General features: G+C 70.5%; 15 protein-coding genes and 1 rRNA gene. 7 read left to right on the forward strand and 9 right to left on the reverse strand.

The window, feature by feature from the left end:
* Positions 1 to 35: 35 nt before the first annotated feature.
* Entirely contained in the window at positions 36 to 2,873 is a 2,838-nt protein-coding gene (secA, locus tag ACFVXC_RS24745; RefSeq protein WP_389908633.1) for a preprotein translocase subunit SecA, read from the reverse strand.
* Between the two features lie 223 nt (positions 2,874 to 3,096).
* Here secA and ACFVXC_RS24750 point away from each other — a divergent pair, with 223 nt between their 5' ends.
* Positions 3,097 to 3,669 (forward strand): GNAT family N-acetyltransferase, encoded by a 573-nt coding sequence (locus ACFVXC_RS24750; protein ID WP_389908636.1) that lies wholly within the window; start codon positions 3,097 to 3,099, stop codon positions 3,667 to 3,669.
* Positions 3,670 to 3,748: 79 nt separating this feature from the next.
* Positions 3,749 to 4,939 (forward strand): winged helix-turn-helix domain-containing protein, encoded by a 1,191-nt coding sequence (locus ACFVXC_RS24755; protein ID WP_389908639.1) that lies wholly within the window; start codon positions 3,749 to 3,751, stop codon positions 4,937 to 4,939.
* Positions 4,940 to 4,955: 16 nt separating this feature from the next.
* On the opposite strand, the gene ACFVXC_RS24760 is transcribed toward ACFVXC_RS24755, so the two are convergent.
* The 7 genes from ACFVXC_RS24760 to mtnA all read right to left on the reverse strand — a co-directional run bounded on the left by ACFVXC_RS24760 (position 4,956) and on the right by mtnA (position 13,933).
* Positions 4,956 to 5,699 carry a response regulator gene (locus ACFVXC_RS24760; protein ID WP_383278615.1) on the reverse strand — a complete coding sequence of 248 codons (744 nt, stop codon included), beginning with the start codon at positions 5,697 to 5,699 and terminating at the stop codon, positions 4,956 to 4,958.
* A 195-nt stretch (positions 5,700 to 5,894) separates the two neighbouring features.
* The gene (hpf, locus tag ACFVXC_RS24765) at positions 5,895 to 6,587 is read right to left on the reverse strand and encodes a ribosome hibernation-promoting factor, HPF/YfiA family (RefSeq protein ID WP_389908642.1); all 693 of its coding nucleotides are present in this window, start codon (positions 6,585 to 6,587) and stop codon (positions 5,895 to 5,897) included.
* A gap of 316 nt (positions 6,588 to 6,903) precedes the next feature.
* Complete coding sequence (locus tag ACFVXC_RS24770; protein ID WP_389908645.1) at positions 6,904 to 7,770, reverse strand: ComF family protein; 867 nt, start codon at positions 7,768 to 7,770, stop codon at positions 6,904 to 6,906.
* A 142-nt stretch (positions 7,771 to 7,912) separates the two neighbouring features.
* Complete coding sequence (locus ACFVXC_RS24775) at positions 7,913 to 9,799, reverse strand: LpqB family beta-propeller domain-containing protein (RefSeq protein WP_389908648.1); 1,887 nt, start codon at positions 9,797 to 9,799, stop codon at positions 7,913 to 7,915.
* Positions 9,789 to 11,999 (reverse strand): MtrAB system histidine kinase MtrB, encoded by a 2,211-nt coding sequence (mtrB, locus tag ACFVXC_RS24780; protein ID WP_389908650.1) that lies wholly within the window; start codon positions 11,997 to 11,999, stop codon positions 9,789 to 9,791. Before mtrB ends, ACFVXC_RS24775 begins: the two co-directional genes overlap by 11 nt.
* A gap of 1 nt (position 12,000) precedes the next feature.
* Positions 12,001 to 12,690 carry a two-component system response regulator MtrA gene (gene mtrA / locus ACFVXC_RS24785; RefSeq protein WP_190080121.1) on the reverse strand — a complete coding sequence of 230 codons (690 nt, stop codon included), beginning with the start codon at positions 12,688 to 12,690 and terminating at the stop codon, positions 12,001 to 12,003.
* A gap of 4 nt (positions 12,691 to 12,694) precedes the next feature.
* Complete coding sequence (mtnA, locus tag ACFVXC_RS24790) at positions 12,695 to 13,933, reverse strand: S-methyl-5-thioribose-1-phosphate isomerase (protein WP_389908653.1); 1,239 nt, start codon at positions 13,931 to 13,933, stop codon at positions 12,695 to 12,697.
* 140 nt (positions 13,934 to 14,073) lie between these two features.
* On the opposite strand from mtnA, the gene ACFVXC_RS24795 reads away from it, so the two are divergent.
* From ACFVXC_RS24795 to ACFVXC_RS24815, 5 genes are all read left to right on the forward strand, one after another.
* Positions 14,074 to 15,375 (forward strand): glycerophosphoryl diester phosphodiesterase membrane domain-containing protein, encoded by a 1,302-nt coding sequence (locus ACFVXC_RS24795; protein ID WP_389908656.1) that lies wholly within the window; start codon positions 14,074 to 14,076, stop codon positions 15,373 to 15,375.
* A gap of 4 nt (positions 15,376 to 15,379) precedes the next feature.
* On the forward strand, positions 15,380 to 16,084 hold the full coding sequence (locus ACFVXC_RS24800; RefSeq protein WP_389908658.1) for a DUF4129 domain-containing protein: 705 nt from the start codon (positions 15,380 to 15,382) through the stop codon (positions 16,082 to 16,084).
* 650 nt (positions 16,085 to 16,734) lie between these two features.
* Complete coding sequence (locus ACFVXC_RS24805; RefSeq protein WP_389908661.1) at positions 16,735 to 17,841, forward strand: DUF4350 domain-containing protein; 1,107 nt, start codon at positions 16,735 to 16,737, stop codon at positions 17,839 to 17,841.
* Entirely contained in the window at positions 17,838 to 18,830 is a 993-nt protein-coding gene (locus tag ACFVXC_RS24810; RefSeq protein ID WP_389908663.1) for an AAA family ATPase, read from the forward strand. The genes ACFVXC_RS24805 and ACFVXC_RS24810 overlap by 4 nt, the downstream gene beginning before the upstream one ends.
* On the forward strand, positions 18,830 to 20,140 hold the full coding sequence (locus ACFVXC_RS24815; protein WP_389908665.1) for a DUF58 domain-containing protein: 1,311 nt from the start codon (positions 18,830 to 18,832) through the stop codon (positions 20,138 to 20,140). Before ACFVXC_RS24810 ends, ACFVXC_RS24815 begins: the two co-directional genes overlap by 1 nt.
* A gap of 128 nt (positions 20,141 to 20,268) precedes the next feature.
* Here the strand turns inward: ACFVXC_RS24815 and rrf are convergent.
* A 5S ribosomal RNA gene (gene rrf, locus ACFVXC_RS24820) occupies positions 20,269 to 20,362 on the reverse strand; the annotation flags it as partial.

The following is a 20,362-nucleotide window of genomic DNA, read 5'->3' on the forward strand; positions in this document are numbered from 1 at the left end:
CCCGGCCCCGGCGATCCCGCTAAAGCGTTCCGCGACTACTTCTTGCGGCGACGCCCACCCTTCTGAGCCTTGCGCCGCTCGGCGCGCGTCGTACCTTCCGAGTCGGACCGCGCGCCCGCGTCCTCGGTCTCGAAGTCTCCCTCGTCGACCCCGCCCTCGGCGTTCGGCGCCTGGAAGTGGAGACGGTCGGGCCGCTGCGGAGCGTCGAGCCCCTTGGCACGGATCTCGGGACGGCCGCTCCCGGCAGGAACGGCGTCCTTCTTGTCCAGCGAGGTCTCGGCCGCGTCCGTCACCGGAACCTCCTCGACCTGCTGCTCGACCTGGACCTCCAGGTTGAACAGGTAGCCGACGGACTCTTCCTTGATGCCGTCCATCATGGCGTTGAACATGTCGAAGCCCTCGCGCTGGTACTCGACCAGCGGGTCCTTCTGCGCCATGGCACGCAGGCCGATGCCCTCCTGGAGGTAGTCCATCTCGTAGAGGTGCTCGCGCCACTTGCGGTCGAGGACCGAGAGGACCACGCGCCGCTCAAGCTCACGCATGATCTCGGAGCCGAGCTGCTCCTCACGCGTCTCGTACTGCTGGTGGATGTCGTCCTTGATGGCCTCGGAGATGAACTCGGCGGTCAGACCCGCGCGGTCGCCCGCGTCCTCCTCCAGCTCGTCGATGGTGACCTTCACCGGGTAGAGCTGCTTGAAGGCGCCCCACAGCCGGTCCACGTCCCACTCCTCGGCGAAGCCCTCGGCGGTCTCCGCCGCGATGTACGCGTCGATCGTGTCGTCCATGAAGTGCGTGACCTGGTCCTGGAGGTTCTCGCCCTCCAGGACGCGGCGGCGCTCGCCGTAGATGACCTCGCGCTGGCGGTTGAGGACCTCGTCGTACTTCAGGACGTTCTTACGCGTCTCGAAGTTCTGCTGCTCGACCTGCGACTGGGCGGACGCGATCGCGCGCGTCACCATCTTGTTCTCGATCGGCACGTCGTCCGGGACGTTCGCCATGGCCATCACGCGCTCGACCATCTGCGCCTTGAAGAGCCGCATCAGGTCGTCGCCGAGCGAGAGGTAGAAACGGGACTCGCCGGGGTCGCCCTGACGGCCGGAACGGCCGCGCAGCTGGTTGTCGATACGCCGCGACTCGTGGCGCTCGGTGCCAAGGACGTACAGACCACCGAGGTCCACGACCTCCTCGAACTCCGACTTGACGGCCCGCTCGGCCTTCTCCATGGCGGCGGGCAGCGCGGCGGCCCACTCCTCGACGTGCTCGACGGGGTCGAGGCCGCGCTGGCGCAGCTCCGCCTCGGCGAGGTCGTCGGGGTTGCCGCCGAGCTTGATGTCGGTGCCTCGTCCGGCCATGTTCGTGGCGACGGTGACGGAGCCCTTGCGGCCGGCCTGGGCGATGATCGGCGCCTCACGGTCGTGCTGCTTCGCGTTGAGCACTTCGTGCTGGACGCCACGCTTGGAGAGCTGCTGGGAGAGGTACTCCGACTTCTCCACGGACGTCGTGCCGACCAGGATCGGCTGGCCCCGGTCGTGCTTCTCGGCGATGTCGTCCACGACGGCGGCGAACTTCGCGACCTCGGTGCGGTAGATCAGGTCCGACTGGTCGGCGCGGACCATGGGCCGGTTCGTCGGGATCGGCACGACGCCCAGCTTGTAGATCTGGTGGAACTCGGCGGCCTCGGTCATGGCCGTACCGGTCATGCCGCAGAGGCCGGGGACTTCCTTGCCCCCGTGGTCCTGACGCTTGTAGAGGCGGAAGAAGTTCTGAAGGGTGATGGTGGCCAGGGTCTGGTTCTCGTCCTTGATGTCCACCCCTTCCTTCGCCTCGATCGCCTGGTGCATGCCCTCGTTGTAGCGGCGGCCGGCGAGGATACGGCCGGTGTGCTCGTCGACGATCATGACTTCGCCGTCGATGACGACGTAGTCCTTGTCGTTCTTGAAGAGTTCCTTCGCCTTGATGGCGTTGTTCAGGTAGCCCACGAGCGGCGTGTTCACCGACTCGTACAGGTTGTCGATGCCCAGCCAGTCCTCGACCTTGGAGACACCGGGCTCGTGGATGGCGACGGTGCGCTTCTTCTCGTCGACCTCGTAGTCCCCGGTCTCCTCGATGCCCTTGAGGGTGTTGCCGGGCTCGCCCTTGGAGAGGCGGGTGACCAACTTGGCGAAGTCGCCGTACCACTTGGTGGCCTGGTCGGCGGGGCCGGAGATGATCAGCGGCGTACGGGCCTCGTCCACCAGGATCGAGTCGACCTCGTCGACGATCGCGAAGTTGTGGCCGCGCTGCACCAGTTCGTCCTTCGACCACGCCATGTTGTCGCGCAGGTAGTCGAAGCCGAATTCGTTGTTCGTGCCGTACGTGATGTCGCAGGCGTACTGCTCGCGGCGCTGGGCCGGGGTCATGTTGGCGATGATGCAGCCGACGGTCAGACCCAGGAACTTGTGGACGCGGCCCATCATCTCGGAGTCGCGCTCGGCCAGGTAGTCGTTGACCGTGATCAGGTGCACGCCCTTGCCCGACAGGGCGTTGAGGTACGCGGGAAGGGTGCCGACGAGGGTCTTGCCCTCACCGGTCTTCATCTCGGCCACATAGCCGAGGTGCAGCGCGGCGCCGCCCATCATCTGGACGTCGTAGTGCCGCTGGCCGAGGGCGCGCTTGGCGGCCTCGCGCACCGTGGCAAAGGCTTCGGGGAGGAGGTCGTCAAGGGTCTCGCCGTCGGCGTAACGCTCCTTGTACTCCTCGGTCAGCGCGCGCAGCTCGGCGTCGGAGAGGCTGACAAAGTCCTCTTCGATGGAGTTGACCTGGTCCGCGATGCGGTGCAGCTTGCGCAGGATCTTGCCTTCGCCTGCACGCATGATCTTCGAGAGGACGGACACGAGGGTTGGTCTCCTTGCCGGTCGGGCCTGGCATGGTCGGTTTACTCATAGGGCAACGGCCATCGTAAGCGAGGAGCGGGCCGCGCCGGGAGGTCTGCCGATACGTCAACGGGCGGGGGGCCTGGAAGGTGCCGGGTTGTGACGATCAGCGCTCGGCGAAATGCGGGTGAAAGGTCACCGAAAAGCACTGGCCTCAGCTCCCTCGCCCCCGCAGAATCGCCGAATGGAGCCCGTCACCCTCACCACCGAACGTCTGTGCCTGCGCACCTTTACGCCCGCCGACACGGACGAGACGTACATAGCCTGCCAGGACGCCGACATCCAGCGCTGGACCACGATCCCCTCGCCCTACGCGCACGCGGACGCGGCGGGCTTCATCACGCGCATGGTGCCGGACGGCTGGCGCTACGACACGGAGTACACCTTCGCCGTACGCCCCCGGGACGGCGGCCCCCTGATCGCCGCCGCCAGCCTGCACCACCCGCGCTCGGGCGCCTGGGAGATCGGCTTCTGGACGGCGAAGGAGCACCGGGGCAGCGGCTATATGACGGAGATCATCCTCGCCCTGGCCAGGTGGGCCTTCACCGACCTGGGCTGCACCCGCCTGGAGTGGCGCGCCGAGGTCGGCAACGCGGGATCGCGCGCCGTGGTGGAGAAGGCGGGCTTCACCTTCGAGGGCACCTTGCGCGGCGCTCTCCTGAACAAGTCCACACTCCGTGACTGCTGGGTGGGCGCCCTGCTGCCGAGCGACCTGGGCCTGTCGCCGGTCCAGCCGTATCTGCCGGCCCGGGGCTGAGGGCTGAGGACGGCCCCGGCCACCGATCCGTTCACGCGGGCCACGGGCGTTGTCAGTACCGGCCTCTATGGTTTCCGGCATGACGAGCCTGCCGCGCCCCGCCATCGCCCTGTCCGCCGACGAGGCCCGCCGCATCGCGCTCCGCGCCCAGGGGTTCATGGGCGCCCCGGACCGCAGATCCGGTGTGCGGGGCGTGCTGCGACATCTCGGCGCGGTCCAGCTCGACACGATCTCGGTCCTGGCCCGCTCCCACGAGCTCATTCCGTACGCCCGCCTGGGCGCCGTGGGCCGCGACAGGGTCGAGGCGGCGTACTGGGACGGGGCGTCGACGGGCGCGGGCCCCGCCCGGCCGCACGCCTTCGAGTACTGGTCGCACGCCGCGTGCATCCTGCCCATCGAGGAGTGGCCGCACTTCGCCTTCCGCCGCCGCGCCTACCGCACCCGCCCGCACTGGCACCACGACCTGCCCGACGGTGCGTACGACACGGTCATCAAACAGCTCACCGCCGAAGGCCCCCTCACCGCCACGGAACTCGGCGGCGCGAAGAACAAGGGCGAGTGGTGGGACTGGTCGGACGCGAAGGTCGCCGTCGAGCGCGCGCTGATGTACGGCGAGGTGGTCTGCACCGAGCGGCGCAGCTGGAAGCGGGTGTACGACCTCGCGGAGCGCGCGATCCCCGGCACGCTGCTCCATGACGACCTGGACGACGCGGAGTGCCTGCGCCGCCTGGTCGCTCTCGCCGCCCAGTCGCTCGGTGTCGGCACCCGCGCGGACATCGCGGACTACCACCGCCTCAAGGGCGAGCAGTTCGACGCGGTGGTCGCGGACTCAGGGCTCGTCCCGGTGACGGTGGAGGGCTGGGACAAGCCCGCCTGGGCCGACCCGGCCGCTCTGGAGACGACGCCGCGAGGCCGCCACCGCACGACGCTCCTCTCGCCCTTCGACTCCCTGATCTGGGAGCGGGCCCGCACGGAGCGGATCTTCGGCTTCACCCACCGCCTGGAGGCGTACGTCCCCAAGCCGAAGCGGATCCACGGCTATTTCGCGATGCCGGTGCTCGCCGGGGGCCACCTGGTCGGTCGCGTGGACCCCGCCCGTGAGGGCAGCACGCTGGTCGCCAAACAGGTGTCGCTCGACAGCCCCAAGGCCGTGCCCGCGGTGGCTCAGGCGCTGCGTGAGGCGGCGTCCTGGGTGAACTGCGACTCCGTCCGGGTGGAGCGCGTGAACCGTCCCGAGCTGACCGCCGAGCTGGTCCGCGCCCTGGGCTGAGCCCGAGCCGCGGGCCTCACCTGATCTCCAGGATCTTCTCCCGCATCGCGTACACGACCGCCTCCATCCTGGAGTGCAGCTGCAGCTTCTCCAAGATGTTGCGCACGTGGTTCTTCACGGTGTTCTCGGAGATGAACAGTTCCTTCGCGATGTCGCGGTTGTTCATCCCCGTGGCCACCAGCTTCAGGACTTCCAGCTCGCGGTCGGTCAGCCGGGGCGCGGGCACCAGTCTGCGCTCGTCGGTGCGCTGGATCATCGACTTGAACTCGGTGAGCAGTTTCGACGCCATGGACGGGCTGATCTGCGACTGCCCGTCGGCCACCGCGCGAATCGCCGTGGCCACCTCGTCCGTGGAGATCTCCTTGAGGAGATAGCCCGTGGCGCCCGCCTTGATCGCGTCGTAGAGGTCGGCCTCCTCGTCGCTGATCGTCAGCATGATGATCTTGGCGCTGGGTGCGACCTCCTTGATGGAGGTGCACGCCTCGATCCCGCCGCGCTTGGGCATGCGTACGTCCATCAGGACGATGTCCGGCAGCAGATCCGCTGCCTTGTCCACCGCCTCGGCGCCGTCGCCCGCCTCCCCGACGACCTGGATGTCCTCCTCGGCGGCGAGGACGATCTCCAGGCCACGGCGGAAGAGCGCGTGGTCGTCCACCACAAGGACCCTGATGGGTTCCTTGCGCGGTGCGCCCGTGTCCGTGCCGATGCCCGTGCCGCCGTCGGCACCCTCATCCCGCATCGGTCCGAAGCTGTCCGCCATCGTTCCTCCCCCTGAAGGCCATGGCCCGTTGTGCGTTGGCTGCCGCCAACCCGAGGCAGCAGCACACCGGTTGGCCATCTCTGTCCATGATTTCATGCCCGGACGGCCGTGCGGTGCGCGCAGGGGTCGCACGATGGTGCCCCTGGGGGCGCACATGCGCTCCAGAGGCACCATCTCACCCTCGGCCGACCGAGGTCAGCCGCCGAGCGCGCCGCCCCCGCCGCCCATCTCGGGCTGCGCGACCATCGGGTCGGTGTTCAGGCGGATGACGCCGTAGTCGTAGGCGTGCCGCCGGTAGACGACGCTCGGCTCCTTGGTCTCCGAGTCGACGAACAAGTAGAAGTCGTGTCCTACGAGTTCCATCTCGTAGAGCGCCTGGTCGAGCGACATCGGGGCCGCCACGTGGGTCTTCTCGCGGACCACGAGCGGGCCTTCGCCCTGGATCTCCAGCGAGCCGATCCTCTTGACGGGCACGCCGTCCGGCTCTTCGTCACGCGCGATGGTGCCGTCTCCGTTGAGAGTCGCCGCGTCCGGCACCCGCTCGGCCACTTCGGCGGCGGAGAGCCTGCCGGTGCCGCGCCGGTTGTGGCGCTTCTCGTGCTCCTTGCGGAGCCGTGCGTCGAGCTTGGCCGTGGCCAGGTCGAGCGCCCCGTACGGATCGGTTGCCGAGGCCTCCGCGCGGATCACGGGTCCACGCCCGCGGAGTGTGATCTCCACGCGGTCGGAACGGTCGGCCTGACGAGGGTTGGTTTCCTTGGACACCTCGACGTCGAGGCTGATCACCTTGGCGTCGAGCTTCTGGATCTTCTCCAGATTCAGCTTCTCGGCCACGTGCTTGCGGAACCGCTCGGGTACCTCGGTCTTGCGGCCCTTGACGACGATGTCCACGCAGAACTCCGTTCCCGGATCGCCCCGCTTCGGCGGCGGAGCATCCCCTCTTTGCACCAGGCCCCGGTGACTCCCGGAGCCTCGGACTCGGTGACTTCCACCTCCTCCTCCCCCACGAACAAGATCTCCACCCCGACCGGCCAGGGTGTTTGCAGAAAACCCCGACGACCGGCATTCCGATATGTGAGGGACGGCGTCCGCCATTCCTCACAACTGAAGATATCTCGCCGGGGCGGATGGCGTCACCCTCTACCGCCGCATACCTCCATTCAGGTCTATTGACCCTCTCACTACCTGCAACGATGCAAGTTCCCAATCAGTTCCGGTTTATTCCGAAAGAATCCGGTGAGGAGGCGACAACAGCTGCAGTGATCGTGTTCTCGCACGCTATTTCACGGGCTGTTACCGCCGCGCGCCTTTCTTTACTTTCCGTGTATGCGTCACATATTGCGCGGGCCGCCTCCGCCAAAGTCGCGCCCGTGGTCATCAGGTCGTCCACGAGCACGACCCGGCCACCGCCGGCGATGAGCCGCCCGCCACCCGCGGTCACCTCCAGAGCACCCTGGAGATTCGCCTGCCGCTCCCGGAAGTTGAGCCCCGACTGGTCGGCCACGGCACGCCGCTGGCGCAGCACGCAGAGCACCCGGGCCCGTGTCCCGCCCCGCCGCAGCTCACCCGCGGCGGCCAGCGCGATCCGCCGCACCGGATCGTGCCCACGCGCCCGCACGGCCCCGCGAGCCGACGGCACGGGCACGAGCAGTACCGGAGCGTCACCACGTCCGGAAGCGTCACCACCTACGGAAGCGGCGCCATGTACGGGAGCGTCACCACGTACGGAAGCATCACCACGTACGGAAGCGCCGCCACCTACGAAAGCGCCGCCGTCCCGCAGCCGCAGCCCCGCCCGCACCGCCCCGGCCAGACCCACGCCCAGCGGCCCCGCGAGCCCAAGAGCACCCCGCTCCTTGTGCGCGAGCAGCACCGCCCGCACCGCGCCCTCGTAGGGAGCCGCCGCGTGTACCACCGGCAGCCCGGACGGCCGTGGATCGGGGCGCACCCTGCGCGGCACGGCACCGCACAGGGCGTCGCCGCACTGAGCGCAGAGCGCCGCTCGAGGCCTGCCACAGCCTCCGCACTCGGCCGGCAGCACCAGATCGGTGAGGTCCTGCCACCACCCCGGCATGCCCACCACTGTGCCAACCCGAGCGCGACGCTGCCACCCCTGTGGACAACCGCCTGTGGATAACTCCACCGCGCGCAACGGGCGTTGAGGCGCGCGGAACAGGCGCTGAGGCGCGTCACCCGGGATGGAGCACCCGGATGAATCACCCCGGATAGAACGGCGCCGAACCCTCCTTGACCACCGTCTGCCACTGCGCACCCGTCGGCAGCCGCACGATCCCGTCGTCCGAGTGCGCCAGGAGCGGCTGCCGCTCGTCCTCGGACGCCGCGATCTCCTTCACCCCGGTGAGGCCGGGCAGCGTCGCGCTCGCGGGCACCGAGCCGTCGCACTGGACGTACCGCATCTGCTGCACACCACCGGACTCGCGCCCGACCACCACGAGACGGCTGCCGCCCGCCCACGACATGGCGGTGACCTCCTCCATCTGCGGTGCCGCCCGGCGCAGTTCGACCACCGAGATGACGGGCTGCTCGCCCTTGGCCCCCGACCGCTCGACGCGGCCGATCTTCAGGGCCTTCTTGCCGTCCTTGTCCTTCACGAGAAGCGCGATCCGTACGCCGTCGGCCGACACCCGCACCGCCTCGATCCGTCCGTCGAGGTTCGAGATCTCGACCGGCTGCGGCTCTCCCGCGCCCTGCTCCAGCCAGAGCAGCCGCGGCCGCTTCGGATCCCGGTCGGCCACCCAGAGGTCGCCGCGGCCGTCCCAGCTGGGCGTGGAGAGACCGTCCTCCTCCGACTTGGCCTTACTGCGCACCTCCGGCTTGCCGAGCGCGCCCGGCGAGACCAGCGACCCCATGTACAGCGAGCGCCCGTCGAGCGACACCCCTGCCGCCCGCTCCTCGTCCCGCGACACCGCTGCGGAGCGCAGCGGCTGCTCACCACTGCCCAGCCTCCCCTGCACGGCTACGGGATCGGCCTTGCCGCCGCCACTGGCCGGCATCCGCACAAGGCGCCGCTTGTCGTCGATGAGGTACTGGAAGCCGGGCTGGTCCGCGGTACGCCGCGAGGCGACGGACTCGGCCCGCTCCTTGCTCAGGACACACAGCTGTGAGCCGTTGCGGCGCTGCAGCTCCACCTCCTCGACGCCGGACGACGTCAGGTCCTGGAGCGTGAACAGCAGTTGCGCGGCCATCTCGGTGCACCGCTCCTGGTTGATGGGATCGGCCTTCTCGTTCAGCGGCACCGTCAGCTTGCCCTGGTCGTCGGGCGCCAGCGTCTTGGTGCCCGCCTTGAGCCGCGTACCCGTCGGGAAGCGCGTGTCCACGACCTGATGGAGCCAGGTGGTGGGCCCGTCGAGCACCGCCTTGACGGTCTCCGTCACGGGATCTATTCGCTGGCGTATGTAGACGGGGTCGGCGACGAGGTTCTGGCCGCCGCCGGTCGCGGCGGACGTCGCGGAGGCGCCTGCCGAACGTGTCGCGTAGTAGTACTTATTGACGGACCAGTAGATCCGCTGGAAGTCGGACTGCCCGAGCACGACTCCCTGCGGGACCCGGTCGATCCGCCACTCCTTGCCGCTCGGCCCGTCCCGCTGGATGAGGTGGACGCTCTTGTTGTAGGCGTCGTTGTCGAGCTGGTACGCGTGCTCCTTGTCGACCGTGGCGACCTTGCGCCCGGTCAGCGGGAACGAACGGCCGGTCTCGGCACCGTCCGCGACACTGCCCGATCCCGTACTCGGCCCGTTTTCGAGCACCGTCGTCTGCAGATCCGGGTTCCAGGTCTTGGACGCTTCCTTGGTCAGGTACTTGCGCGCCATCGCGAAATCGGGGTCGTCGCTGGTCAGCGCCTCCAGGAAGCCCTGGACGATCTCGACCGGGCCCGCGTCCTCGCCCGGCGGCATCGCGTAGACCCGGACCTGCGACTGTGAGTCCGGCCGCTGGGAGGCGTCGACCGCCTTGAGGTTGCCGCTGTCGGGCATCGAGGCGCAGCCCGCGAGCAGCAGCCCGCAGGAGCCGAACAGCAGCCCGGCCCGCAGTGGTCGCCGGTGAGCCGGAGGCCGCTGAGCGCGGCGATCGTGGTCAGCGCCCACGAGAGGCCTCCCCTTCCCTGGCGGGATCCGTTTCCCTGGCGGGATCCGTTTCCCTGGCGGGATCCGTTTCGGTCGCGTGCGCATGGTCCGTTCCGGTCGCCGGTTCACCGGCTCTGAGGGCCACATCGGACGCGGGGCTCTCGGCTGCGAGGCCCTGGGACACGGGCCGCTCGGAGGCGGGGCCGCCCTCCGGCTCCTCGCCCCCCGGCACGCCGTCGTCCATCGGTCGCCGCGGGACGACACGCGACCCGTTCCCCGGCAACGCGGTCGGGTCCGCCGTCGCGGCCGACTGTGCGAGCCGCGGCGCTATCGGCGCCCTCGCCGGGACCGGCGGGGGCACCCGCTCCGACGCCGACGGCTGGGCGGGCACCGTGGCGAGCTTGTTCGTGCCGCCGAGCGGGAGGCCCGCGTCGTTCAGGCCGCGGTGGCGCCGCGAATCGTCGGGCTCCAGCGGTATCGGCGATCCCCGTAGCGGCTCGTCCGCCGTACGCGGCAGGGTCAGACGGAACTGCGAACCGCCGCCCGGCTCGCCCCACGCCTGTAGCCAGCCGCCGTGCAGCCGTGCGTCCTCAAGCGCGATGGAGAGCCCGAGACCCGTACCACCGGTGGTACGCGCGCGTGCCGGGTCGGCCCGCCAGAAGCGGCTGAACACCCGGGTCGCCTCGCCGGGCTTGAGCCCCACTCCGTAGTCCCGCACCGCGACCGCCACCGCGCCGCCCGCCACCGCGAGCCGCACCACGACGTCCCGGCCCTCGCCGTGCTCCACGGCGTTGACCACGAGGTTGCGAAGGACACGCTCCACACGGCGCGCGTCGGCCTCGGCGACCACGGGCTGCTGGTCCCCGACGACCCGGACGTGCGTCCCCTTGCGCTCCGCGAGCGGTTCAGCACCGCCCACGACACGCCGTACGACCTCACGCAGATCTATCGGCTCGGCCTCCAGAGCCGCCGCGCCCGCGTCGAACCTGCTGATCTCAAGGAGATCCGCGAGCAGCGTCTCGAACCGGTCCAGCTGGTCGGCGAGCAGCTCGGCCGAGCGCGCCGTCACCGGATCGAAGTCCACGCGCGCGTCGTGGATGACGTCGGCGGCCATCCGGACGGTCGTCAGCGGCGTACGCAGCTCGTGCGACACGTCCGAGACGAACCGCCGCTGCATCCGCGAGAGCTCCTCCAGCTGCTGGATCTTCAGCTGGAGGTTCTGCGCCATCTTGTTGAAGGCCTCACCGAGCCGCGCGATGTCGTCCTCTCCCGTGACCTTCATACGTTCCTGAAGGCGCCCGGCGGACAGCCGCTCGGCGATGCCCGCGGCCATCCGCACCGGCGTGACGACCTGGCGCACCACCAGCCAGGCGATGGCGCCGAGCAGTACGACGACGAAGAGCCCCGCCGTGGCGAGCGTCGTCCTGACGACGCCCAGCGACTCCTCCTCCTGCGTCAGCGGGAAGAGGTAGTACAGCTGGTAAGGATCACCGTTCAAATCATTCAGACGCTTGCCGATGACGAGGCCCGGCTGCGCGTCGCGGCCGTCGTTGAAGACGATCCGCGTATTGCTCTGATACGCCCTGGTGCCCTTGTCCACACTGCTGCGCAGCGCCTCGGGCACGCTCTGGATCGGGTCCACGCCCCCGGAGGCACGCGGCCCGCGCGCGCTGACGCCGCCGGGCGTGGACGTCGGGCTCAGCGTCACCACGTTGAACGCGTTCTGACCACCGCTGGAGAGCTGCTCCACCAGGTCGGACATCCACACGGCGGTGGGCGGCGCGGCCCCGCCGTCGGTCGTGCCGCTGCCGCTGTCCTGCCCGGAGCGCGGCCGCGCGGAGTTCGCCTCGTCCTGAGCGGCCCGAAAGCCACCGTCGGCCTGGCTCTGCGAAGCCTTCACCTTGGCCTTGAGCAGGCCGTTGTTCACCGAGCTCAGAACGGCGAAGCCCAGCATCAGGACCACGCCGAGCGACATGAGCAGCGTCGTGGCGACGACCTTCAATTGGATATTGCGCCGCCACAGCCGCAGGGCGGGCAGCAGCGGACGCCGCACCCAGCGCACGAAGAGCCTCAGGACGGGGCTGCCCTGAACCCCGCCCTGCAACAGCAGACCGCCTTCGAGGAGCCGCCCGTACGTGGAACGGCGCCGCCCGGGTCCTCCAGTCCGCCCCGAGCGGCCACCCGGAGCCCCGGGCGGTGCGGGGGAACTGTCCCGGCTCACGTCAGCTCGGTCCGGCCTTGTAACCGACACCACGGACGGTCACCACGATCTCCGGCCGCTCGGGGTCCTTCTCGACCTTCGAGCGCAGCCGCTGGACGTGCACGTTCACCAGGCGGGTGTCGGCCGCGTGGCGGTAGCCCCAGACCTGCTCGAGCAGCACCTCACGCGTGAACACCTGCCACGGTTTGCGGGCGAGCGCGACCAGGAGGTCGAACTCGAGCGGCGTCAGCGCGATCGACTGCCCCTCCCGCTTCACGGAGTGCCCCGCCACGTCGATGACCAGGTCACCGATGGCAAGCTGCTCCGGCGCGGGCTCCTCGGACCTCCGCAGCCGCGCCCTGATGCGGGCCACGAGCTCCTTCGGCTTGAAGGGCTTCACGATGTAGTCATCGGCGCCGGACTCCAGCCCGACCACCACATCCACGGTGTCGCTCTTGGCCGTGAGCATGACGATAGGCACCCCGGACTCCGCCCTGATCAGGCGGCACACCTCGATGCCGTCACGGCCCGGCAACATCAAATCCAGCAGTACAAGATCCGGCTTTGCCTCCCTGAAAGCGGCCAGCGCCTTGTCGCCATCAGCTACGAACGACGGCTCAAAACCTTCTCCACGCAGCACAATCCCGAGCATCTCGGCCAGTGCGGTGTCGTCGTCGACGACAAGGACTCGTCCCTTCATGCCTGACATCATCCCATTAGCTCATCGATACCTGGCGTGACCTGGCACACAGCTCGACCAGGCCCCCTGCTGTAACGGGCGACACGACGCCCTCCTCGGTGACGATCGCCGTCACCAGTTCCGGAGGTGTCACGTCGAACGCGGGGTTGTACGCCTGGGTCCCCAGAGGTGCCACCGCGATCCCGCCTCCCGCTTCAATTCCGGCCATCGGCACGTAGGGTGCCGTGACCTCCGTCACTTCATGACTCGCCCGCTGCTCCACCTCGATGGACGCTCCGTCCGGGGTGTCCGGGTCCACGGTCGTGACCGGCGCCACCACGATGAACGGAACGTGGTGGTAGCGGGCAAGGACCGCGAGCGGATAGCTCCCCACCTTGTTCGCCACCGAACCGTCGGCCGCGATGCGGTCGGCGCCGATCAGTACGGCATCCACCTCACCCGCCGCGAACAGCGACCCCGCCGCGTTGTCCGTAAGCAAGGTGTACGCCATTCCGCTCCGCGCCGCCTCATACGCGGTCAGCCTCGAACCCTGCAGCAAGGGACGCGTCTCGTCCACCCACAGCCTGCGCAGACGTCCCTTCCGGTGCGCGGCGAGGGCCACCGCGAACGCCGTGCCCTCGCCTCCGGAGACCAGCGCCCCCGTGTTGCAGTGGGTCAGGATCCGGTGCCCGCCGCCCGGCAGCAGCTCGTCGAGCAGCGCCAGACCGTGCACCGCCATCTCCGCGCTGGCCAGGGCGTCCTCCCGGTGCAGCGCCCGCGCCGCCGCAAGGGCCGCGGCGGCGGCCCGCTCCTGACCGGCCCCGCCCACGACCGCCGAGCGGTACGCCGCCAGGGCCCTGCGTACGCCGTAGCCGAGGTTGACCGCGGTGGGCCTCGCCCCCGCGATCGCCCCCGCCGCCTCGTCCACGTCGAAGCCGCGCGCGGCGGCCAGCGCGACGCCGTACGCACCGGCTATGCCGAGCAGCGGCGCCCCGCGCACCGAGAGCGTGCGGATCGCCTGCACCAGAGCCGGCGCGTCCGTACACACCAGCTCGGTCTCCTCGCCGGGCAGCCTGGTCTGGTCGAGCAGGACCAGTACGGGGCCCTCCGGCGGCTCGGCCCAGCGGATCGCGGGAAGCGCCGAATCCACCGGCTTCACGGGGTTCGCTGTGCTCTGTGCGCTCTGTGCGCTCTCTGTGTTCGCTGGTTTCGCTGCGCTCATCGGGGTGTCGGTCGGCCGTGTGTCCTCGCCTGATTGCGCGTACTGATCAGCCATCCGCCCAGTCTGCCCCGTACCTGACGGACAATTGAAGGCGTGCAGCCCATACGCCGCCCAGTCACCGCAAGGGTGTGCCGTGGCACGATGGCTGCCAACCGGCCGCCGCGACCGCGGACGGGCACCGTGAAGGAGCGACGATGAACGACACTCCGGGCTGGGCTTCGCCCGGATCCGCCCCCTCCGACGGACAGGACTCCGGTACGTCCGGACCCGCCGAGCCCGAGGACAAGCCCGAGGGCCCGCCCTCGAAGTGGTCCAAGGAGCAGCCGCCGCCCGCCCAGTGGTCCGCCCCCAGCCCGCCGGCATCCGGCCAGCCCCCCGCGCCGCCGACTCCGCCCGGCGGCGGCTGGGGCGGCGGACGCCCCGGCGGCCCCGGACCAGGTGGACCCGGCCGGGGCGGCCCCGGCGGCTACCCCGGCTGGGGTGCGTGGCAGGGCCCGCCGCCCGCCGCCAAGCCGGGCGTCATCCCGCTGCGGCCGCTCGGCGTCGGCGAGATCCTGGACGGCGCGGTCTCCACGATGCGTACGTACTGGCGCACGGTGCTCGGCATCTCCCTGGCCGTGGCCGTGTTCACGGAAATCATCGTCATCCTGCTCCAGGGCCTCGTCCTCGACGACAGCGCCAGCACGGACGCCATCGACGACCCGAGCGCGACCGTCGGCGAACTGACCCGCGCCCTGGGCGACACCCTGCTGAACTCCGGCGTGATCCTGCTGATCACCCTGCTCGGCACGATCGTCGCGACCGCCCTGCTCACGATGGTCACGAGCCGCGCCGTACTCGGTAAGTCGGTCACCACGGCAGAAGCCTGGCAGGACGCCAAGCCGCAGCTGCCGAGGCTGATCGGCCTGACGCTGCTCCTGCCGCTCATCGGCGCCGCGGTCGTCGCCGTCGGCACCCTGCCCGGCGTACTGATCGCGGTGGCCGGGTCCACCGACGCGGGCATCAGCCTCGCCGTACTCGGCGGACTCGGCGCCCTCATCGTCGCCGTCTGGCTGCTCATCCGCTTCTCGCTCGCCTCGCCCGCCCTGATGCTGGAGAAGCAGGGCGTCAAGAAGTCGATGACCCGCTCGGTGAAGCTGGTCCGCGGCTCCTGGTGGCGGGTGTTCGGCATCCAACTGCTCGCCGCGATCATCGCCAACGTGGTGGCCTCGATCATCGTCATCCCCTTCACGCTCATCGCGGGCGCACTGAGCGGCGACGGCGTCACCGGCTTCCTCGACAGCGGCACCGGCGACCTCGGCTGGACCTTCCTGATCGTCAGCGGCGTCGGCTCGGTCATCGGCTCGATGCTCACGTTCCCGATCACCGCCGGCGTCACGGTCCTCCTCTACATCGACCAGCGGATCCGCCGAGAGGCCCTCGACCTCGAACTCGCACGTGCGGCGGGCCTCCAGGAAACCGGCGGCTCCAACGCCCCCGGAACCCCCGGGAGCTGATGCGGTGACGGGGGCAGTACCGCACGGGTCGAAGACGGTCACATCGCTCTTGGCGCGCACCGGCGGCGACGACGCCCCACCGGTGACGATCCCGCGCGACCCCGCACGGGAGGCGGCCGAACGCGAACTCTCCAAGCCGACGTACCACGAGAACGACCCCGGTCTCCTGCAGCGCGCCCTGAACCGCTTCTGGGACTGGGTCGACGACCTGTTCAACGCCGCCTCGGGGGCGACCCCGGGCGGCGGCCTCGGCCTCCTGGTCATCGTCCTCGCCGTGCTGGCCCTCATCGGGGCCCTCTGGTGGCGCCTGGGCACACCGCACCGCGCCCCCACCACGTCCCCCGCCCTCTTCGACGACCGCCCCCGCACCGCCGCGGAACACCGCGCCGCCGCCGAGGCCCACGCCGCCCAGGGCCACTGGAACCAAGCCGTCCAGGAGCGCATGCGGGCCATAGTCCGCTCCCTGGAGGAACGCGCCCTCCTGGATCCCCGCCCCGGCCGCACAGCGGACGAGGCAGCGGCAGAGGCCTCCGGGACCCTCCCGGCCCACGCCACCGAACTCCACACGGCGGCCCAGTCGTTCGACGCGATCACCTACGGCGGCCGCACAGCCACACAACCGACCTACGACCAGCTGACGTCCCTGGACAACGCCCTGACCCGAACAAGGCCAACCCTCACCACCACCCCCGAGGGAGCCCCAAGGTGACGGCCCCCGAGGACCCCACGAACACAGAGACCGAGGCAGAGACCGAGGCCGGAACCGGGGCCAAGGCAGAGACCGAAGCCAGGTCGAAGGCCGCACCCGCACCCGCACCCGCACCCGCACCCCAGGCTGCGACCGGCGCCGACACCATGGATGGGACCGAGGTCGAGACGGGGGCCGGAACCGAAACCGGGACTGGAGCAGGACCCGAAGTCCGGACCGACGCCGGTACCGGTATCGGGGCCGGTATCGGGGCCGGGGCTGGTATCGGTATCGGGGCCGGTACCGGCGTCGGAGCCGGATCCGACGCCAGAGCCGAGACCGAAATCCGGCCCGGAACCAGATCCGGGCCCCAGACCGAAGCCGGGACCGAGGCTCGAACCGAGACCGGAGCCGAGACCAGGACCGGAACCCGCAGCCGAACCATGTCCGGTTCCAGAACCGGCGGCATCGCGACCGCCAGCCCCAGGACCACAGGGCCCGCACCCTCAGCCGCCCCCTCAGCGCCCTCCACCCCCACCGCCCCCTCAGCGCCCTCCACCCCCACCGCCCCCTCAGCGCTCTCCACCCCCACCGTCCCCTCCGCTCCCACATCCACCTCTCCCACCCCCCGCCAACTCTGGACCCGAACCCGAGGCCTCCTCCTCGCCCTGGTGGTCCTCCTGGCAGCCGCCGTCGCCATCGCGACCGTCCGCTCCGGTGCCCAGCACGGACGCCTCGACCCGCGATCCGCCGACCCCTACGGCAGCCGCGCCGTCGCCGAACTCCTCGCCGACCGCGGCGTATCCACCCGCGTCGTCACCACCTCCGAAGAGGCCAGGTCCGCGGCAGGCCCGGACACCACGCTCCTGGTGGCCGCCCCCGACCGGCTCACCGAGCGCCAGCAGAAGCGCCTCCGCTCGGCCACCGAGGACTCCCGAGGCCGCACCGTCCTCATCGCCCCCGGAACCCCCTCGGTCAGCACCCTCGCCCCGGGGGTCACCGTGGACGCCACCCCCAGCCTCGACTCCGCGCTCTCCCCCCGCTGCTCCCTGCCCGCCGCCGAGCGCGCGGGCTCCGCCGACGTGGGCGGCCTGCGCTACGACACCCTCGCCCCGGACGCCGAGCCCTGCTACCTCAGCGACGGCCTGCCCAGCCTCCTGCACCTCCCGGCCGCCGAAGGGGGCGGCGACACCGTCGTACTCGGCGCCCCCGACATCCTCCTCAACGACCGCCTCGACGAGCAGGGCAACGCCTCACTCGCCCTCCAACTACTCGGCTCCCGACCCAACTTGGTCTGGTACCTCCCCTCGCTCGCCGACGACGCGGCGACCGACGACAGCGCCGACCGCGGCTTCTTCGACCTGATCCCCGACGGCTGGCTCTGGGCCACCCTGCAACTCACCATCGCCGCCACACTCGCCGCCCTGTGGCGCGCCCGCCGCCTCGGCCCACTGGTCCCCGAACGCCTCCCCGTGGCCATCCGCGCCTCCGAGACCGTCGAAGGCCGAGCCCGCCTCTACCGCAAGGCGAACGCCCGCGACCGCGCCTCCGCCGCCCTCCGCTCGACCACCCGCACCCGCATCGCCCCCCTCATCGGCGTGCCCCCCGGCCAGGCCCACGCGCCCGAAACCCTGCTCCCCGCCCTGTCCGCCAGGCTCCGCGCCCCCGGCCAGGACCTGCACCCCCTCCTCTTCGGCCCGCCCCCGGGCAACGACGCAGCCCTCATCACCCTCGCCGACCAACTCGACGCCCTCGAAAAAGAGGTACGTACTTCATGATGGACCCGACCACTGACAACGCCGAGAACTCCGGAAGCTCCGACAGCGCCCGCTCCTCCCTGGAGTCCCTGCGCACCGAGATCTCCAAGGCCGTGGTCGGTCAGGACCCCGCGGTGACGGGCCTCGTCGTAGCCCTCCTCTGCCGCGGCCACGTCCTCCTCGAAGGCGTACCCGGAGTCGCGAAGACCCTCCTCGTCCGCGCCCTCGCCGCATCCCTCGAACTCGATACCAAGCGCGTCCAGTTCACCCCCGACCTGATGCCGAGCGACGTCACCGGCTCGCTCATCTACGACGCCCGCACCACCGAGTTCTCGTTCCAGCCGGGCCCGGTCTTCACCAACCTCCTGCTCGCCGACGAGATCAACCGCACCCCTCCCAAGACCCAGTCCTCCCTCCTCGAAGCGATGGAGGAACGCCAGGTCACCGTGGACGGCACCCCTCGCCCGCTGCCGGAGCCCTTCCTCGTCGCGGCCACCCAGAACCCGGTCGAGTACGAAGGCACGTACCCGCTCCCCGAAGCCCAGCTGGATCGTTTCCTCCTCAAGCTCACCGTCCCTCTCCCCTCCCGCCAGGACGAGATCAACGTCCTCACCCGCCACGCGGACGGCTTCAACCCCCGCGACCTGCACGCCGCCGGCATCCGCCCCGTGGCAGGCCCCGCCGACCTGGAAGCAGCCCGCACGGCGGTCGCCAAGACATCCGTCTCCCCCGAGATCACCGCCTACGTGGTGGACATCTGCCGCGCCACGCGCGAATCCCCGTCCCTCACCCTGGGCGCTTCCCCGCGCGGCGCGACCGCCCTGCTCTCCACGGCCCGCGCCTGGGCCTGGCTGACGGGCCGCGACTACGTCATCCCCGACGACGTGAAGGCCCTCGCCCTCCCCACGCTCCGCCACCGCGTACAACTGCGCCCGGAGGCCGAGATGGAGGGCGTGACGGCCGACTCGGTCATCAACGCGATCCTCGCCCACGTCCCGGTCCCCCGCTGATGGCCCTCACCGGCCGCACAGCCCTCCTCGCGGCCATCGGCAGCCTCCCGGTGGGCATCTGGGGCCCCAGCTGGACAGGCATCCTCGCCGTGAACGCCCCGCTGGCACTGGCCTGCGCCTGCGACTTCGCCCTGGCAGCTCCCGTACGCCGCCTCGGCCTGACCCGCACGGGCGACACCTCAGTACGACTCGGAGAATCCGCCGACGTCGAACTGACCGTCACCAACCCCTCCGGCCGCCCCCTGCGCGCCAAGGTCCGCGACGCCTGGCCCCCCAGCAGCTGGCAGCCCGGCACCGAGGTCGAGGCATCCCGCCACGACCTGACGGTCCCCGCCGGCGAACGCCGCCGCCTCACCACGCGGCTGCGCCCCACCCGGCGGGGCGACCACCAGGCGGACCGCGTCACCATCCGCTCGTACGGCCCCCTGGGCCTCCTCACCCGCCAGGGCAGCCACAAGATCCCGTGGACGCTCCGGGTCCTGCCGCCCTTCACCAGCCGCAAGCACCTCCCGTCCAAACTGGCCCGCCTGCGCGAACTCGACGGCCGCACCAGCGTCCTGACTCGCGGTCAGGGCACCGAATTCGACAGCCTCCGCGACTACGTTCCCGGCGACGACACCCGCTCCATCGACTGGCGCGCCACCGCCCGCCGCTCCACCGTCGCCATACGCACCTGGCGCCCCGAACGCGACCGCCACATCCTGCTGGTCCTCGACACCGGCCGCACCTCGGCAGGCAGGGTCGGCGACGCCCCGCGCCTCGACGCCTCGATGGACGCGGCCCTGCTCCTGGCGGCCCTGGCCTCCCGAGCGGGCGACCGGGTGGACCTCCTCGCCTACGACCGCCGGGTACGCGCCCTGGTCCAGGGCAAGGCGGCAGGCGAGGTACTCCCCTCCGTAGTCAACGCCCTGGCCACACTCGAACCGGAACTCGTCGAGACGGACGCCAGAGGCCTGACGTCGACAGCCCTGCGCACCGCGAGCCGCAGCTCGCTGATCGTCCTGCTGACCAGCCTCGACGCGGCCCCCATCGAAGAGGGCCTGCTCCCTGTGCTCTCCCGCCTCACCCAGCGCCACACCGTCCTGCTCGCCTCGGTGGCCGACCCCCACATCGAGGACATGGCCAAGGCCCGCGGAACAACAGAGGCCGTGTACGAGGCCGCAGCCGCAGCCCAGGCCCACACGGAACGCCATCGCACGGCGGAACAACTCATCCGCCACGGCGTCACAGTCGTGGACGCGACTCCCACCGACCTGGCGCCTGCCCTGGCAGACGCATACCTGTCCCTCAAGGCGGCCGGCCGCCTCTGACTGAAATAAAAAAAGGCCCACAGAGGGGCCTTGAATAAGAAACGGGAACGGGAAACGAGAAACGGGAAAAGCCCTGAATGCAGAAAACCCCCGCACCACCTGGGTGCGGGGGTTTCCCGTTAATAATAGTTCGGCGGCGTCCTACTCTCCCACAGGGTCCCCCCTGCAGTACCATCGGCGCTGTGAGGCTTAGCTTCCGGGTTCGGAATGTAACCGGGCGTT

The organism is Streptomyces sp. NPDC058257 (assembly GCF_042881845.1).
In the GTDB taxonomy this organism is placed as follows: domain Bacteria; phylum Actinomycetota; class Actinomycetes; order Streptomycetales; family Streptomycetaceae; genus Streptomyces.